Genomic DNA, 17,697 nt, shown 5'->3' with positions numbered 1-17,697 from the left:
AGGAGGCTCCCTTATTTTATGATAGGCCGCTTTGTTTGATATATGTAATTAATTTCCGGTAGAACGCATGCTTGGTAAGCGTCGTTGCATCCCCTAAAATCACGAGTTTCATCCGGGCGCGGGTAATGGCTACGTTCATTCGTCTTAAATCATTCAGAAAACCGATCTGTCCGTCCTCATTCGCCCGGACAAGGCTGATAAAGACGACGTCCCGTTCCTGTCCCTGAAAGCCGTCTACCGTGTTGACAGTGATGAGGCTGCGGAAAGGGCGGAGAAAACTGCTTCCTCTGATTTTACTTCTCAGATATTGCACTTGCGCCTTGTAGGGCGAAATCAGACCGAAGTCGATGCTTTCGTCTAGGATGCGTGCTTTGCCGATCCGGTTGATATAGGCTTCCAGTTCTTGCAGTAACAAGTTGGCTTCCTGCTTGTTGATGCGCCCGAAGCTCTCGCCTACAAACTCTTCGTGGAAGTCCATTTCCGAGGTATCTATCCAGTTCATGGGAGTGTCGAAGTCAAGGATGCCCCGGTTGCGCACTTCCGGTGCGGCTTCCAGTTCCCCGTTGTAGAACCATTCGGAGGGAAAGCGCATGATTGCTTCGTGCATCCGGTATTGCATTTTGAGCAGCGAGACGGCAGAAGGTTTTTGCTGCACGACCTTTTCCATTAAAGTGTGGTCCAGTCCGCCACGGGCGGCTTCGATACATTTGATTGTAGGAGGGAGCTGGCAATGGTCGCCGGCAAGAATCACCCGGTCGGCCTTTCGGATGGCGATCCAACAGGCGGCTTCGAGTGCCTGGGCGGCTTCATCAATAAATAAGGTGGGGAAACGCCGTCCGTTGAGCAAACGGTGATTGCTGCTGACCAGCGTAGAAGCAATCACACGGGCACTGTCGAAAAGATCGGCGTTGATCAGGATTTCCAGTTCGGTGGCACGGTCGCGGAGGCGGCTCATCCGGCTGCGCATTCCTTCCCTTTCGGAGTAACTTCCCCGACGCATCCGGCTGCCCATTTCACGGATCGATTTTCGGATTCCCCAAAGTTCGGGGTAGGCAGGATGATTCTCAAAGCGGCGTTCGTAGGTGAAAGAGAGCATTTTGTCATTAACACGTGTAGGGTTACCAATGCGGAGCACAGGCACACCCCGGTCCACTAGTTTCTCGCAAATCCAGTCCACTGCCGTATTACTTTGGGCGCAGACCAGCACCTGCGGTTCGCGGTGAAGCGTTTCGTAAATGGCTTCCACGAGCGTGGTAGTCTTTCCCGTTCCCGGAGGGCCGTGAACGATGGCGACATCGCGTGTGCATAACACTTTGTTTACGGCTGTTTCCTGCGTGCTGTTCAGCCACGGGAAACGGACGGGATACAATTCGCGGAATCCCGGCTTTTGTGTTCCCAGCAAGGTGTCCCGGAGTTCGGCAAGGCGGTTGCCCTTAGCGCGGATCGTGTCTTCCAGCGCTTCAAACATGGCACGATAGGACGTTTCATCGAAATAAAGTTGTACACCCAGCACCTCTTCCGTTTGCAGTTCCAGCAAGGCGCCCGCACTGGGAAGCACGACCACCATCCGTTCGTCGTCCGCATAACTCACTGTTGCAATGAAATTCATGTAATTCACTTTTCCGTCAAATGACTGCCGGAAAAAGCAGACGGGACGACCGAATTCGAAGGAATGCTCGATTTCTTTATTTTCGGTACGTGTAATATCTATTACAAGTTGATTTAGAGAATTGTAGTAACTTCGACCGGGAGAGGCGGGATACCAGCACAGACCACGTTTCACTTTGCGGGCGACACCCATTGTTTCAGTCTGCCGCTTGAATTCCTCCTTTTCGTGTTCATACTCCATGCGTAGCAGGAGTTGTTGTTGCTGAAGGTCGATGATTGGACTTTTCGGATGATTATTCATAATAGATGCAAAGGTAATAAATCTTCTTCCTGAGAAGAAAATATATTTCATTTTGTTAAACATTCCTCGAACGCCGTTCGTTATTTTTATAGATAGACTAAAAAAAATAAAAGCAATATGGTGTATGATTTGACTATGTTAGAGGCTTTTTATTCTGCTTATAAAGGAAAAGTGGAACACGTGCGGGCTGTTTTGAAACGCCCTTTGACGTTAGCCGAAAAGATTCTGTATGCCCATCTGTTCAATGAGGGCGATGTGAAAAACTACAAACGGGGTGAAGACTACGTAAATTTCCGTCCCGACCGCGTCGCTATGCAGGACGCGACTGCCCAGATGGCATTGCTTCAATTCATGAATGCAGGAAAAGAAAAAGTGGCTGTTCCCTCCACCGTGCACTGTGACCACTTGATACAAGCGTACAAAGGAGCAAAGGAGGACATCGCTACGGCAACCAAAACAAACGAAGAAGTTTACGACTTTTTGTGCGATGTATCCTCTCGTTACGGCATCGGCTTCTGGAAGCCGGGCGCCGGAATCATTCACCAGGTAGTGCTCGAAAATTACGCTTTCCCCGGCGGAATGATGGTAGGAACCGACTCTCACACTCCGAATGCCGGAGGACTGGGCATGGTGGCCATCGGTGTCGGCGGTGCGGATGCCGTAGACGTGATGACAGGTATGGAATGGGAACTGAAAATGCCAAGGATTATCGGTGTCCGCCTGACCGGAAAACTGAGCGGCTGGACTTCCCCGAAAGATGTCATCCTGAAACTTGCTGGGATTCTGACCGTAAAAGGAGGAACGAACTCCATCATCGAATATTTCGGACCGGGAACAGCTTCCCTGTCGGCTACCGGCAAAGCGACCATTTGCAATATGGGTGCGGAAGTAGGAGCTACCACTTCGCTTTTCCCGTTCGACGGGCGCATGGCTACTTATCTGAGAGCCACCGGCAGAGATCGTATCGTGGAACTGGCGGAAGCCGTGGACTGTGAGCTCCGTGCGGACCAACAGGTGACGGACGAACCGGAAAAGTACTACGACCGTGTCATCGACATTGACTTGTCCACGCTCGAACCTTATATCAACGGCCCTTTCACACCGGATGCCGCTACCCCTATCTCTGAATTTGCAGAAAAAGTATTACTGAACGGCTATCCGCGTAAGATGGAAGTCGGACTGATCGGTTCGTGTACCAACTCTTCTTACCAAGATCTCAGCCGTGCCGCATCCCTTGCGAGGCAGGTGAAGGAAAAGAATCTGAGTGTGGCTTCCCCGTTGATCATCAATCCGGGTTCCGAGCAAATCCGCGCTACTGCCGAAAGAGACGGAATGATGGATGACTTCATGCAGATCGGCGCCGTGATCATGGCAAATGCCTGCGGTCCTTGCATCGGTCAGTGGAAACGTCATACGGACGACCCGACGCGGAAGAACTCGATCGTCACATCCTTCAACCGTAACTTTGCCAAACGTGCGGACGGCAATCCGAACACATACGCCTTTGTTGCTTCTCCCGAACTGACGATGGCACTGACCATTGCCGGTGATCTTTGCTTCAATCCGCTGAAAGACAGATTGATGAACCATGACGGCGAGAAAGTGAAACTGGCCGAACCCGTAGGAGATGAACTCCCCTTGAGAGGTTTTACCTCCGGCAATGAAGGCTATATCACCCCCGGCGGGACGAAAACAGCGATCAACGTCAACCCGGCTTCCCAACGCCTGCAACTGCTGACTCCTTTCCCTGCTTGGGACGGACAAGATATACTCAATATGCCTCTGCTGATTAAGGCGCAGGGCAAATGTACTACCGACCATATTTCGATGGCGGGACCGTGGCTGCGTTTCCGCGGACATTTGGAGAATATTTCGGATAATATGCTGATGGGAGCCGTGAATGCGTTCAATGGCGAAACGAACAACGTGTGGAACCGTTCGACAAACACCTACGGAACCGTTTCGGGCACAGCCAAAATGTATAAATCCGAAGGAATCCCCTCCATTGTCGTGGCCGAAGAAAACTATGGAGAAGGCTCCAGTCGCGAGCATGCGGCAATGGAACCCCGTTTCCTGAATGTGCGTGTGATTCTCGCCAAGAGCTTCGCCCGTATCCACGAAACGAATCTGAAAAAGCAGGGTATGCTTGCCCTTACCTTTGCGGACAAAGCGGATTATGACAAGATACAGGAGCACGATCTCCTTTCAGTCATCGGTTTGCCCGACTTTGCTCCGGGACGGAATCTGACCGTCGTTCTCCATCATGAAGACGGAACGAAAGAGAGTTTTGAAGCGCAACATACATACAACGAACAGCAGATTGCCTGGTTCCGTGCCGGCTCTGCCTTGAATGCCAGATAATTAAAATGATAGAAATGAACAAAATAACCATGCAAAAAGATGGTACGCTGTCGGTGCCCGATGTGCCTGTCGTACCTTATATTACCGGAGACGGAGTAGGAGCGGAAGTAACTCCGTCGATGCAAGCCGTTGTGAACGCGGCTGTTCAGAAAGCATACGGCGGCAAACGCCGGATTGAATGGAAAGAAGTGCTGGCGGGCGAACGCGCTTTCAACGAGACAGGCTCTTGGCTGCCGGATGAAACGATGAAGGCTTTCCAAGAATATCTGATCGGCATCAAGGGTCCGCTGACGACCCCTGTCGGCGGTGGAATCCGTTCTTTGAACGTGGCTTTGCGCCAAACCTTGGATTTATATGTTTGTCTGCGTCCGGTCCGTTGGTATCAAGGCGTTCATTCTCCGGTGAAAGCACCGGAAAAAGTGAACATGTGCGTGTTCCGTGAAAATACGGAGGATATATATGCAGGAATCGAGTGGGAGGCAGGTACTCCCGAAGCCGAAAAGTTCTATCAATTCCTGAAAAACGAGATGGGAGTGACGAAAGTCCGCTTCCCCGAGACCTCTTCTTTTGGAGTGAAACCTGTTTCCCGTGAGGGCACGGAACGTCTTGTGCGGGCTGCCTGCCAGTATGCGCTCGACCATCATCTGCCTTCCGTGACACTGGTGCACAAAGGAAACATCATGAAGTTCACCGAAGGAGGCTTCAAGAAATGGGGCTATGAGCTGGCGCAACGTGAGTTCGGCGACGCCTTGGCAGACGGCCGGTTGGTGATAAAGGACTGCATCGCCGATGCTTTCCTGCAAAATACATTACTGATTCCCGAAGAGTATTCCGTGATTGCCACGCTGAACCTGAACGGAGACTACGTTTCCGACCAGTTGGCGGCAATGGTAGGCGGCATCGGCATTGCTCCGGGAGCAAATATTAACTACAAGACGGGGCACGCCATTTTTGAAGCGACTCATGGAACCGCCCCCAACATTGCCGGAAAGGATGTCGTGAATCCTTGTTCTATCATTCTTTCGGCGGTGATGATGCTTGAATATCTGGGATGGAAAGAAGCGGCCGCGCTTATCGAAAAGGCGTTGGAACAGAGTTTCCTCGATGCCCGTGCCACGCACGATCTGGCTCGCTTTATGCCGGGAGGTACATCCCTGTCTACCACCGCTTTCACACGCGAAATTGTGGAAAGAATCGAAAAGTAAATGTAACGATTAAAAACGAAGTATTATGAAGAAAGAGTATTTGATTTACAAGCTCTCCGAGGAGATGAAAGAGGCAACCCGGATTGACAATGAATTGTTCCCCAAGTTTGACGTGAAGCGTGGACTGCGTAATGAAGATGGCACCGGTGTATTGGTAGGTCTGACAAAGATTGGTAATGTGGTAGGTTACGAACGTATCCCCGGCGGCGGTCTGAAGCCAATTCCGGGAAAATTGTTCTATCGGGGCTACGATGTGGAAGACATTTCCCACGCCATCATCAAGGAAAAACGTTTCGGCTTCGAAGAAGTGGCTTATCTGCTGCTTTCCGGTCGCCTGCCGGACAAGGAAGAACTGGCTTCTTTCCGCGAACTGATCAATGACAATATGGCGCTCGAACAGAAGACGAAAATGAATATTATCGAGCTGGAGGGAAATAATATCATGAATATTCTTTCGCGCAGCGTACTCGAAATGTACCGTTTCGATCCCGATGCCGACGATACTTCCCGCGATAATCTGATGCGCCAGAGTATCGATCTTATCTCCAAGTTTCCGACCATCATTGCGTATGCTTATAATATGCTCCGCCATGCTACATTCGGCCGTTCCCTGCACATCCGTCATCCGCAGGAGAAACTCTCTATTGCCGAGAATTTCCTCTATATGCTCAAAAAAGATTATACGGAACTGGATGCCCGTACGCTCGACTTGCTATTGATTTTGCAGGCAGAACACGGCGGTGGTAACAACTCGACTTTCACGGTTCGTGTGACTTCTTCCACCGGAACAGATACATATTCGGCCATCGCCGCAGGTATCGGTTCGTTGAAAGGTCCGCTTCACGGAGGCGCAAATATCCAGGTGGCCGATATGTTCCATCACTTGCAGGAGAACATCAAGGACTGGAAGAGCGTGGACGAGATAGATACCTATTTCACACGAATGCTGAATAAGGAAGTGTATAATAAGACCGGATTGATTTACGGTATCGGTCATGCTGTTTACACAATTTCTGATCCTCGTGCGCTGTTGCTGAAAGAACTGGCTCGTGACCTTGCCCGTGAGAAAGGAAAAGAAGAGGAGTTCGCTTTCCTCGAACTGCTTGAAGAGCGTGCCATCGCTACTTTCGGACGTGTGAAGAACAACGGAAAGACGGTTTCCAGCAATATCGACTTCTATTCGGGCTTCGTATATGAGATGATTGGTTTGCCGCAGGAGATTTTCACTCCGCTGTTTGCCATGGCTCGTATTGTCGGCTGGTGTGCGCACCGCAATGAAGAACTGAACTTCGAGGGCAAACGTATTATCCGTCCGGCTTATAAAAATGTTCTTGATGATCTGGCTTATATCCCCATCAAGAAACGCTGATAAGAACAAATCCTTTTATGCAATAATAACTAACCTCAGACGTACATCTCGGCAATCCCTGCATGTACGTCTTGGTAATCCCCAGTTGTACATCTTGGTAGTACCCGGTTGTACGTCTGGGGTGACTTGTTTCAGGAAGAACATCCGATGTTCATTTAACATTTAACACTTTGCGGCTGCTGTATTTTTCATCCGATGGAGGCTAAGGCATTTATCGTTGGTAGAAAGGGCACAGCCTGGCAGGTAGAAACGCCCTTTTAACGCTACGTTAAAAGGGCGTTTCTACAACCGATGAATTATACATTCTATTTCTTTGGATATCAGTGAACTATGATCTTTCCCTTTGCTGGAGGAGAGATTATGGACAGGTGACCTGTTGAGAACAAACTTGTTATTTTAATAATTACCGTCGATTGCGTCTTTGCTGCTATTATTGGGATAAGGTATAATGTCTATTAAATCAAAATACATTAAGCGTGTTTTTAGATGCGTTCCGGTTTCAAAGCCTGTATATTCCACTTCTTGCGCTTCCGTAGAGAAAAGGTATTTGAAACCGTTTTTCAGATAATAGTTCAGAGGAATATTTTCATTGTAAGCGTCAACAATTAAAAAGCGACACCCTGTTTTGTTTCCCGCATCAATGAACCATGATTTTATGAAAGTCATCAGATCACTGCCTATGCCCTGATGCTTGTATTCTTTATTGATTCCAAGTCTGCCGATTAATACACCCGGATAGCGGCGCATTTGTTTGGCTCGGGGAATGTCTTTCTGAACTTTCTTTTCCCTGCTGTTGGGGAGGATATTTACTCTGATACTATCGTTAGAAACAGTGAAGGCACATACTATGTCCGAAGGCTTTTTATCAGAACGAAAACAGTAACTTTTTCCTAATAGCTGTGCATTATAGAGAGGAGCATCGTTATGAAAGAAGTCGTCTAAGTCTTGGTGCCCACATGAGAAAGGGTCACATTCTTTAATCGTATCTTCATCAAGTACGGCAAAAGTACATTTCTCAAAAAGAAATCCCATGTTTTATAACATTTTAGCCTTTTTGAGCACAGCACGGGCTTCCAGCACATGTTTGCTGAAGTCTTGTTTGTTTTGATTTTTATAAGCCTTGTCCGCTGCCTTAACGAAGTGTTCCGCTTCTTTTCCTTTTAAGGTCGGTATGGCTTTAATTTCCATTGCCATTGCTTTTTCTATTATTTAGTTCATAACCAACTGCAAAGATAGCTGATTTTTAATGAATAAACAAAGAATGCCGGAAGTCTGTTGTCGTTTGATCTGTTTTTTATTTGAGTTATTTTTGTGACCATTCTTTTCTTTTTTTGTTATTTTTGTGAATCTCAAAAGAAAATCAAGATGAGTATAGCTGCCTTTAATCTATTTTTGGGCGTCATGAGTCTGACCGCTCTGATTGTTTTCATCGCCCTCTACTTTGTGAAAGCCGGTTACGGGATATTTCGCACCGCCTCCTGGGGAGTTGCCATTTCCAACAAGCTGGCGTGGATACTGATGGAAGCCCCCGTATTTCTGGTCATGTGCTGGATGTGGATGCAATCGGAGCGTCGTTTTGATCCGGTCATACTGACATTCTTTGTCTTCTTTCAGATTCATTATTTTCAGCGCGCCTTCGTCTTTCCCCTGCTGCTGACCGGAAAAAGTAAAATGCCGCTGGCAATCATGTCGATGGGAATCCTGTTCAATCTATTGAACGGCTATATGCAGGGTGAATGGATATTTTATCTCTCACCCGAGGGAATGTATCATTCCGGCTGGTTCACTTCCGCATGGTTTATTGCGGGCAGTCTGCTTTTCTTTGCGGGCATGTTGATGAACTGGCATTCGGACTATATCATCCGTCATTTGCGCAAACCGGGGGATACCCGTCATTATCTGCCCCAAAAAGGGATGTACCGCTATGTTACTTCCGCCAATTATCTGGGCGAAATCATCGAATGGGCAGGCTGGGCAATACTGACCTGTTCACTGTCCGGACTTGTATTCTTCTGGTGGACAGTGGCCAATCTCGTCCCCCGTGCCAATGCAATCTGGCATCGCTACCGTGAAGAATTTGGCTCGGAAGTAGGCGAACGCAAACGTGTATTTCCTTTTATCTATTGATTTGAAATAAATTATCTATTGACATAAAATAGCGTACTATGGAATCTAAACTTTTCACCCCTGTCACTTTCGGTCCATTGACGCTGCGGAATCGTACGATCCGCTCTGCCGCTTTTGAAAGCATGTGTCCAGGTAACGCCCCTTCACAAATGCTGCTCGATTACCACCGCTCGGTGGCTGCGGGCGGAGTAGGGATGACGACTGTAGCCTATGCAGCCGTGACACAAAGCGGACTTTCCTTTGACCGCCAGCTGTGGCTGCGTCCGGAAATCATTTCCGGTTTGCGTGAAGTGACCGGAGCTATACACGCGGAAGGTGCAGCAGCAGGCATTCAGATAGGGCACTGCGGAAATATGTCCCATAAAAAGATTTGCGGAACCACTCCCATTTCAGCTTCTTCCGGTTTCAATCTCTATTCTCCTACATTCGTGCGTGGCATGAAGAGAGAAGAGTTGCCGGAGATGGCCAGAGCCTACGGACGGGCTGTCCACTTGGCACGGGAAGCCGGCTTCGACGCCGTTGAGGTACACGCCGGACACGGATATCTGATCAGCCAGTTCCTGTCTCCCTACACCAATCACCGGAAAGACGAATACGGCGGCTCGCTCCAAAACCGGATGCGCTTTATGGAAATGGTGATGAACGAGGTGATGACAGCGGCGGGAAGCGACATGGCAGTCATTGTAAAAATGAATATGCGCGATGGCTTCAAAGGCGGCATGGAAACCGATGAATCTCTGCAAGTGGCCAGACGCCTGTTGGCATTGGGCGCGCACGCATTGGTACTGAGCGGAGGATTCGTCAGCAAGGCCCCAATGTACGTCATGCGGGGAGCGATGCCGATTCGTTCGATGGCTTACTACATGGACTGCTGGTGGCTGAAATACGGAGTCCGGATGTTTGGAAAGTGGATGATTCCGACCGTTCCTTTCCGGGAAGCCTATTTCCTGGAGGATGCACTGAAATTTCGGGCGGCACTTCCGGAAGCCCCGTTGATTTATGTGGGCGGACTAGTGTCCCGCGAAAAGATAGATGAAGTATTGGATGCCGGCTTCGATGCCGTCCAGATGGCACGTGCGTTGCTCAACGAACCGGAGTTTGTCAACCGGATGAGGCGGGAAGAGCAGGCGCGCTGTAACTGCGGACACAGCAACTACTGCATCGGGCGGATGTACACTATCGAAATGGCCTGCCACCAACATCTGAAAGAAAAACTGCCTCCCTGCCTGCAACGGGAGATTGAAAAACTGGAAAAGCAATGAGTGAAGAGAAATGGGCAATCATCACCGGTGCCGACGGCGGCATGGGAACGGAAATCACCCGTGCCGTAGCCGAAGCCGGTTACCATATTATTATGGCTTGCTATCGTCCGTCCAAAGCGGAACCGATACGGCAGCGTCTAGTGAACGAGATAGGAAACGTAAACCTGGAAGTCATGGCAGTCGATCTGTCTTCCATGGCATCGACAGCTTCTTTTGCCGACCGGATTGTGGAGCGCCATCTCCCCGTTTCCCTGCTGATGAATAACGCCGGAACGATGGAAACCGGACTTCACATCACCTCCGACGGCTTTGAACGAACGGTCAGTGTGAACTATCTGGGGCCGTATCTGCTTACCCGGAAACTCCTTCCGGCATTGACACGCGGAGCCCGTATTGTAAACATGGTTTCTTGCACGTATGCGATCGGTCGCCTCGATTTTCCCGATTTCTTCCGGCAGGGAAGAAAGGGAAGTTTTTGGCGAATCCCTGTTTACAGCAATACAAAACTGGCTTTGATGCTGTTTACTATCGAACTTTCGGAACGCCTCCGTGAAAAAGGAATCACTGTCAATGCCGCCGATCCCGGCATTGTTTCTACCAACATCATCACTATGCACCAGTGGTTTGACCCGCTGACGGATCTCTTTTTCCGCCCCTTTATCCGCACGCCGAAGAAAGGGGCTTCCACTGCCGTCGGCCTCTTGCTGGATGAGGCAGTGGCCGGAGTCAGCGGACAGCTTTATGCGAGCAGCCACAGGAAGCAGCTGTCCGAAAAATACCTCTGCCATGTGCAGCAAAAACAACTGTGGCAGGAAACGGAACAGGCTTTGGAACGCTGGTTGAAATAAGACTGTTTTTATTTAATTTATGCTGTGATTACTTATTTTTAGGTATTGTGTATCTCCGGATATCTTCTTTTTGTTGATCTATTTTTACCAATAGATGGGGATTGTCCCGCATCTCTATTTGTCACTACCTTTGTATCGTTTTAGAATTCGTTATCGGAGCTATATAGTAGGTATTAAGTAAATAGAGTAAAAAGAGATGATCAATAAAAGTTTTCTGGTTTTTCTTGCGTTCTTATTTTCAGTGTCAGCATTTTCTCAATATGGGCGATCCGGAGGGATGATTTCCGGAAGAGTGATTTCTACTGTAGAAAAAGAAGTGGTGGACTTTGCGACTGTATATCTGAAAGGGACGAACAGAGGAGCGACTACAGATGAAAAGGGATTGTATCACTTGAAAGCGGTAGCAGGCGACTACACACTGGTTGTATCGGCCATTGGGTATACGACAGTAGAAAAGAAAGTGACACTGAAAGCCGGTGAAAGAATAAGGGTCAATGTAACGATTGCTCCGCAGGTGACGGAACTGAATGAAGTGGTAGTGTCCACTTCTGCAGTGAGCCGGGTGAATAAATCTGCCTTTAATGCGGTGGCAATTGATGCGAAAAGTCTGCATAACAGTACACAAAACCTTTCTGATGCCTTGGCAAAAGTTCCGGGACTCAAACTTCGGGAAGCCGGAGGAGTGGGGTCGGATATGATTCTTTCGCTGGACGGATTTTCCGGCAAGCACGTCAAGCTGTTTATTGACGGAGTGCCGCAGGAGGGCGTAGGAAGTTCTTTCGGACTGAACAACATTCCCATTAACTTTGCTGACCGCATCGAAGTGTACCGTGGCGTAGTGCCTGTCGGGTTCGGGACGGATGCCTTGGGCGGAGTTATCAATATCGTAACCAATAAAAACCGGAAAAACTGGTTTCTGGACGCATCCTACTCTTACGGCTCATTCAATACACATAAATCGTACGTCAACTTCGGACAGACCTTCAAGAATGGACTGACTTACGAAATCAATGCTTTCCAAAACTATTCTGACAACAGTTACTATGTGGATACCCCTGTCGAAGAGTTTTATGAAGGCGGCGGCTCGGCTATCAATACGGACAAGGTAGAACATGTGAAACGCTTTCATGATAACTATCACAACGAGGCTGTTGTCGGCAAAGTAGGGCTGGTTGACAAGAAATGGGCGGATCGTCTGATGATCGGACTGGCGTACTCGCGTATGTACAAAGAAATCCAGACAGGAGTGGTACAAAAGGTCGTATTTGGTGAAAAATATCGTAAGGGAAACTCTCTGATGCCTTCCCTGGAATATCGTAAACGTAATTTATTCGTCAGGAATCTGGACGTAGCATTTACAGCCAATTACAACCGGAACTTTACAAACAATGTCGATACGGCAACGTACCGTTTCAACTGGCTTGGTGAGAAAACCTCTCTGAAAGGGAGAAAAGGAGAACAGTCATATCAGGATATGAAGTCCGACAACGACAACTGGAACGCTACTTTTACCGCCAACTACCACATCGGCACTGCGCATACATTTGTGCTGAACCACGTCTTGAACGCCTTTCATCGTGAAAACCACAACTCCGTTTCTGTCGATGAATCGAACACTATCGCCAAAGTGACCCGCAAAAATATAACCGGATTTTCATACAGGCTGATGCCTTCGGAGCACTGGAATTTATCCGTATTCGGGAAATATTACAACCAATATAATGCGGGGCCCGTGTCCGCATCGACCAGTGGAACGAGTAACTACGTCCGTCTCACCAATAATGTAAGCTCTGTGGGATATGGCGCGGCCGGTACTTATTTCATCCTCTCGGGATTGCAGGCAAAACTTTCTTATGAGAAGGCTTACCGACTGCCTACGAACGAAGAACTTTTTGGTGACGAAGACCTTGAACTGGGAAAAATAGGACTGAATCCGGAAAAAAGTGATAACCTCAATTTTAATTTGAGCTATAATCGCCAATTGGGTAAACACGGTTTGTATGTGGAAACCGGACTGATTTACCGGAATACTTCCGATTATATCTATCGCAGTATCGAAACTACGAGCAACCGTTCATACGGTTCTTACAGCAACTATGGAAGTGTTGAAACAAAAGGCTATCATATTTCCGCGCGTTATAATTACTCCTGCTGGGTCAGTATCGGCGGAAACTTTACACAAATGGACGTGCGTGACAATGTGGAGAAAACGCAGACCGGGCAGGAAAGTCTGACTTATGGCGCACGTATGCCGAACCTGCCTTACCGTTTTGCCAATTCGGACATCTCTTTCTTCTGGCGGAACCTCTGGAAGAAAGGAAATACGCTGACCGTTACCTATGACAATATGTATGTACATGGTTTTCCGCTTTACTCCGAAGCATTGGGAGCGGTGGAAACCAAAGACATAGTGCCTACACAGTTTTCACATAATCTGGGCATCACCTACAGTCTGAAGAATGGACGATATAACGTATCGTTCGAATGTAAAAACTTCACTGACGAAAAACTCTATGATAACTTCAGTCTCCAGAAAGCCGGTCGTGCCTTCTATGGGAAAGTGAGAGTGTACTTCGGCGGAAATTGAAACAGAAAGAATTTTAAACCTGAGAGAAATAAAAACAATTTGATTAACTACAAATACTCAAAAAAAGATGAAGAAGAATTTTTTGATGTGGAGCTTTGCAATGGCTCTGTTGACAGGTACGCTTTGTACCTCTTGTGATGAAACTGAGGGAGCCGTTGCTCCGGAAGAAACGCAATCCGTACAGAAGGGAATAGCTATTACCTATCTGCATGTGACTGACCAGATCATGAAAAACAGAGATGTCATCCGTGGCGAAAACTTTTTGGGAAATGGCGAGTACGTTACTTTCGCCGGTATTCTTGAAGCCAACAATAAAATTTATACCGCTCCTATTTCTATGGGACTAAGTGTATACGGATCGGCTTTTGAAGATGGAAAGTGGGTGAAATATCCGGAACTGGTGAAAACCGAAGACGGAGGCAGCAACAGCTCCAGCTATGAGAAAGGGGAACTGCAGTGGACTCAGTACCCCAACGAAGCATGGGTGGCTATCTACAACGATGAAAACTTCAACAACCCGACGCTGATCAGGACGGACAAAATCAGTTATGCTTGCGGACGTATGCGTTCACAGTATTATCAGACGATTTGGGCTGCCGACAATGGAGACGTATATGTGTTTTCCCCGAGTTATGCCAAGATCATGGATGCCGACGTACAGAAAACCAACTTACCGGCAGGAGTGGTCCGCATCAAAGCTGGCGCGACTGACTTTGACAGCTATTACTGTAATCTGGAAGAACTCTCGGGCGGCAAGTCATTCCTGCGCTGCTGGCACATCGCCGGAGACTATTTCTTGTTGCAGATGTACACAGGCGAAATCAACTCACGTGGCACGGGAGCTACGCGAATGGCTGTCTTCAAGGCGACAGGAAATGGTGATAAGGGAGAACTGCACTATGTAGACGGACTGCCTGAACCGGATCGTATCTCTTCTTTCTCCGGTACCCCGTTTTGTGAGAACGGCGTGGCTTATGTCGGCGTCATTCCCATTACTGCAGACGGAGAAACCAATCATCCGGCTATTTATAAAATTGATCCGGTTACTCATACGGCAACAAAAGGGCTGACTGTCAACGCTACCGGAATCACTGCGATAGGTAGACTTGCCAAGGATTCGCACTCAACTTACGTCGTATCGGCTACCGTAACATCGGCCAACAGTACAGCCAACTACTTATTGGCTACCTCGACTCTCGAAAGTGGCAGTGTAACTCCCGGCAACAATAACGGATTTGAAACTGCTACCGGTACTGCTTGGATTTTCTACAAAGACCAATATCTGTATCGCCTCCAATACAATCAGGGAAATGAAGGTGTAACCACAGCCTATGAACTGAATACAAACGGCGGTATTGCGAAACGTTCGAACGAATATACGATTACCCGCTTTACCACTTACGGTATTTTTGGAGAAAATATCATCTCTTCATCAGCTGTTGACGCTACTTTCACAGACTAAATGTTGAATATTCTTTGCCAATCATGAAATCAGCAAGGTTGTGCCAAAAGTAACCCATACAAATACAATGAGAAAGTTTTTTCGAAAAATTCATTTGTGGCTCTCAGTCCCCTTCGGAATAATAATCACGCTTATCTGTTTCTCCGGCGCCATGCTGGTGTTCGAGAATGAGGTAAATGAACTGATGTGGCCGGAACTTTACTTTGTGAAACAAGTTGAGGCAGCTCCGCTACCGGTTGATCAGTTGTTGGAAAAGGTGGCTGCCACGTTGCCCGACGATGTTTCTGTGTCGGGTGTCAGCATTTCCTCTGATCCGGAACGCACTTATCAGGTGAGTCTTTCCAAACCCCGCCGTTCTTCGGTGTATGTCGATCAGTATACGGGCGAGATTACCGGAAAGAATCAGCGCAGCGGTTTCTTTGCGTTTATGTTTCGGATGCACCGCTGGTTGCTGGATAGTATGAATCCGGGAGGTGAGGGGATTTTCTGGGGAAAGATGATTGTAGGCGTCAGCACTTTGATGTTTGTCGTAGTCTTGATTTCCGGAATCATTGTCTGGTGGCCGCGTACACGTAAGGCATTGAAAAATAGTCTGAAGATATCGGGCACGAAAGGCTGGAAGCGGTTTTGGTATGACTTGCATGTGGCGGGAGGAATGTATGCGCTGGTTCTTCTGCTGGCTATGTCGCTGACCGGACTGACGTGGTCTTTCACTTGGTATCGGACAGCTTTTTATAAAGTTTTTGGTGTGGAAGTGCAGCAGCAGGGCGGGCATGGGCACGGGCAGAAAGAAAGCACTTCGAAAGGAGATGCCCGACTGGCTTTGCAGGATGGAAAGCCGAAGGCTGAAACTGAAGGACGGGAGAATGCCGAAGAACGTGGAAGTGGCAGAAGAGGTCGTCCGGACAGGCCGCATCGAGAAAAACAGGAAGGCTTATCCGCAGATTATTCACAAAGTGAACGGCAGGAAGGCAACCTGCATGAGGGCGGCAGACATTGGAAACACCAGCAAACTGAACAGCCAAAGCCTGTTGTTTCTGCCTTTGCTTATTGGCAGGAAATATATGACAAACTGAGTCTTCAGAATCCGGCATACAAACAGATCAGTGTTTCCTCCGGTACGGCTAGCGTTGCTTTCGACCGTTTGGGGAATCAACGTGCTGCTGACCGTTATTCATTTAATACGGAAAATGGTGAATTTACAGAGACGAGTCTTTATCAGCATCAGGATAAGGCGGGAAAAATACGCGGTTGGATTTACTCTGTTCATGTAGGCAACTGGGGAGGTATGACGACACGTATACTTACTTTTTTGGCTGCATTAGTGGGTGCTTCCTTGCCGTTGACCGGTTATTATTTGTGGATTAAGAAAATGATGAATAAGAGAAAGCGTGAAAAGACGATCGCTTTATCTGCCGCGGGGAAAAGAGATATTGCTTGAAAGAATGCCGGTATATCGGTCCGGACTCCTGGAAATAGTGATAGCTTTATTGAAACAAGAACGGTGGACCATTGAATCTCTCATTGCGTCCACCGTTCTTTATATTACCTTATATGAATGTATTACCTTTATTATATTGAAAGTTCTTTCAATACATTGACCAGATCTCTCTTGATCGGCTTATCATTCTTGATAGCTTTGCTGAATGGTACATAAACGATTTCATCGTGCTCGATACCTATCATCACGTTGCGCTGGTCTTCCATGATAGCGTCGATGGCAGCGGCACCCAAACGGCTTGCCAGGATGCGGTCGTGAGCTGTAGGGCTTCCACCGCGTTGCAAGTGTCCTAAGATTGTCACACGCACATCGTATTGCGGGTATTCGTTTTTCACACGTTCCGCATAGTGCATGGCACCACCTGTCAGTTCGCTTTCCGCTACCAGTACGATACTGCTATTCTTGGATTTGCGGAATCCGTTCTTGATAAATTCTTCCAGTTGGTCGACTTCCGTACTGAACTCCGGAATAATGGCTGCTTCGGCTCCCGAAGCAATGGCACCGTTCAGAGCGAGGAATCCGGCGTCACGTCCCATCACCTCTACAAAGAACAGACGTTCGTGTGAAGTGGCGGTGTCGCGGATTTTATCTACTGCATCCAGAATGGTGTTCAATGCGGTATCGTATCCGATAGTGGTATCCGTGCCGTAAAGGTCGTTGTCAATCGTTCCCGGAAGTCCGATACATGGAACATCGAATTCCTGTGCGAAGATTCGGGCGCCTGTCAGCGAACCGTCACCACCGATGATCACCAAAGCATCGATGCCTTCTCTTTTCATATTATCATAAGCCAGCTGGCGGCCTTCCGGTGTGGTGAACTCCTTACAGCGGGCTGTTTTCAGGATGGTTCCACCCAGTTGGATGATATTACTTACGTTCTGGCTCTTGAACTCTTTGATTTCGCCTGTCACCAGACCTTTGTATCCTCTATATATACCTTTTACTTGTAGTCCGTTGTAGATAGCTGCACGTGTTACTGCGCGGATGGCCGCATTCATTCCCGGAGCATCACCTCCCGAAGTCAAAATACCGATACATTTAACTGTTCCCATAACAATCTTTCATT

General features: G+C 48.2%; 13 protein-coding genes and 1 pseudogene. 10 read left to right on the top strand and 4 right to left on the bottom strand.

Translation table 11 applies throughout. The features are described from left to right. Window positions 1-16: 16 nt before the first annotated feature. Window positions 17-1,960: an AAA domain-containing protein gene (locus ACHLI0_RS08450; RefSeq protein WP_490748893.1), complete on the bottom strand. Its 1,944-nt coding sequence runs from the start codon at window positions 1,958-1,960 to the stop codon at window positions 17-19. A gap of 66 nt (window positions 1,961-2,026) precedes the next feature. Here ACHLI0_RS08450 and ACHLI0_RS08445 point away from each other — a divergent pair, with 66 nt between their 5' ends. Genes ACHLI0_RS08445 through ACHLI0_RS08435 form a run of 3 tightly spaced genes read left to right on the top strand, consistent with a single transcriptional unit; the run spans window position 2,027 to window position 6,844 of the window. After that, entirely contained in the window at window positions 2,027-4,270 is a 2,244-nt protein-coding gene (locus tag ACHLI0_RS08445; RefSeq protein WP_490748892.1) for an aconitate hydratase, read from the top strand. Window positions 4,271-4,284: 14 nt separating this feature from the next. Further along, the gene (gene icd / locus ACHLI0_RS08440) at window positions 4,285-5,475 is read left to right on the top strand and encodes an NADP-dependent isocitrate dehydrogenase (protein WP_016269563.1); all 1,191 of its coding nucleotides are present in this window, start codon (window positions 4,285-4,287) and stop codon (window positions 5,473-5,475) included. Between the two features lie 25 nt (window positions 5,476-5,500). Next, window positions 5,501-6,844: a citrate/2-methylcitrate synthase gene (locus tag ACHLI0_RS08435; RefSeq protein WP_008766471.1), complete on the top strand. Its 1,344-nt coding sequence runs from the start codon at window positions 5,501-5,503 to the stop codon at window positions 6,842-6,844. A 396-nt stretch (window positions 6,845-7,240) separates the two neighbouring features. Here the strand turns inward: ACHLI0_RS08435 and ACHLI0_RS08430 are convergent, their stop codons facing one another. Both ACHLI0_RS08430 and ACHLI0_RS08425 read right to left on the bottom strand, forming a co-directional pair. Next, window positions 7,241-7,876 (bottom strand): GNAT family N-acetyltransferase, encoded by a 636-nt coding sequence (locus ACHLI0_RS08430; protein WP_062694589.1) that lies wholly within the window; start codon window positions 7,874-7,876, stop codon window positions 7,241-7,243. Window positions 7,877-7,879: 3 nt separating this feature from the next. Continuing rightward, window positions 7,880-8,038 carry a hypothetical protein gene (locus ACHLI0_RS08425; protein WP_008761044.1) on the bottom strand — a complete coding sequence of 53 codons (159 nt, stop codon included), beginning with the start codon at window positions 8,036-8,038 and terminating at the stop codon, window positions 7,880-7,882. A gap of 171 nt (window positions 8,039-8,209) precedes the next feature. On the opposite strand from ACHLI0_RS08425, the gene ACHLI0_RS08420 reads away from it, so the two are divergent. The 7 genes and pseudogenes from ACHLI0_RS08420 to ACHLI0_RS08390 all read left to right on the top strand — a co-directional run bounded on the left by ACHLI0_RS08420 (window position 8,210) and on the right by ACHLI0_RS08390 (window position 16,571). Beyond that, a complete protein-coding gene (locus tag ACHLI0_RS08420) occupies window positions 8,210-8,971 on the top strand; it encodes a DUF1295 domain-containing protein (protein ID WP_490748891.1) in 762 nt (253 codons plus the stop codon). Between the two features lie 38 nt (window positions 8,972-9,009). Beyond that, window positions 9,010-10,233 (top strand): NADH:flavin oxidoreductase, encoded by a 1,224-nt coding sequence (locus ACHLI0_RS08415; protein ID WP_490748890.1) that lies wholly within the window; start codon window positions 9,010-9,012, stop codon window positions 10,231-10,233. After that, a complete protein-coding gene (locus tag ACHLI0_RS08410; RefSeq protein ID WP_490748889.1) occupies window positions 10,230-11,081 on the top strand; it encodes an SDR family oxidoreductase in 852 nt (283 codons plus the stop codon). Before ACHLI0_RS08415 ends, ACHLI0_RS08410 begins: the two co-directional genes overlap by 4 nt. A 196-nt stretch (window positions 11,082-11,277) precedes the next feature. After that, window positions 11,278-13,668: a TonB-dependent receptor gene (locus ACHLI0_RS08405; protein WP_490748888.1), complete on the top strand. Its 2,391-nt coding sequence runs from the start codon at window positions 11,278-11,280 to the stop codon at window positions 13,666-13,668. Window positions 13,669-13,789: 121 nt separating this feature from the next. Further along, window positions 13,790-14,776: pseudogene (locus ACHLI0_RS08400) on the top strand (DUF4374 domain-containing protein); the annotation flags it as partial. Next, window positions 14,756-15,130, top strand: a complete 375-nt coding sequence (locus ACHLI0_RS08395) for a DUF4374 domain-containing protein (RefSeq protein ID WP_234134099.1) — start codon at window positions 14,756-14,758, stop codon at window positions 15,128-15,130. The pseudogene ACHLI0_RS08400 and the gene ACHLI0_RS08395, both read left to right, overlap by 21 nt. 67 nt (window positions 15,131-15,197) lie before the next feature. Further along, the gene (locus ACHLI0_RS08390) at window positions 15,198-16,571 is read left to right on the top strand and encodes a PepSY-associated TM helix domain-containing protein (RefSeq protein WP_258973358.1); all 1,374 of its coding nucleotides are present in this window, start codon (window positions 15,198-15,200) and stop codon (window positions 16,569-16,571) included. Window positions 16,572-16,702: 131 nt separating this feature from the next. Here ACHLI0_RS08390 and pfkA read toward each other — a convergent pair whose 3' ends face one another. Beyond that, window positions 16,703-17,683 (bottom strand): 6-phosphofructokinase, encoded by a 981-nt coding sequence (gene pfkA, locus ACHLI0_RS08385; protein WP_005678872.1) that lies wholly within the window; start codon window positions 17,681-17,683, stop codon window positions 16,703-16,705. Between the last annotated feature and the right edge of the window lie 14 nt (window positions 17,684-17,697).

The organism is Bacteroides sp. RCH18, from assembly GCF_058231005.1.
Note: the sequence above shows the minus strand (reverse complement) of the source record. Positions and strands in the feature narration are given on the sequence as shown.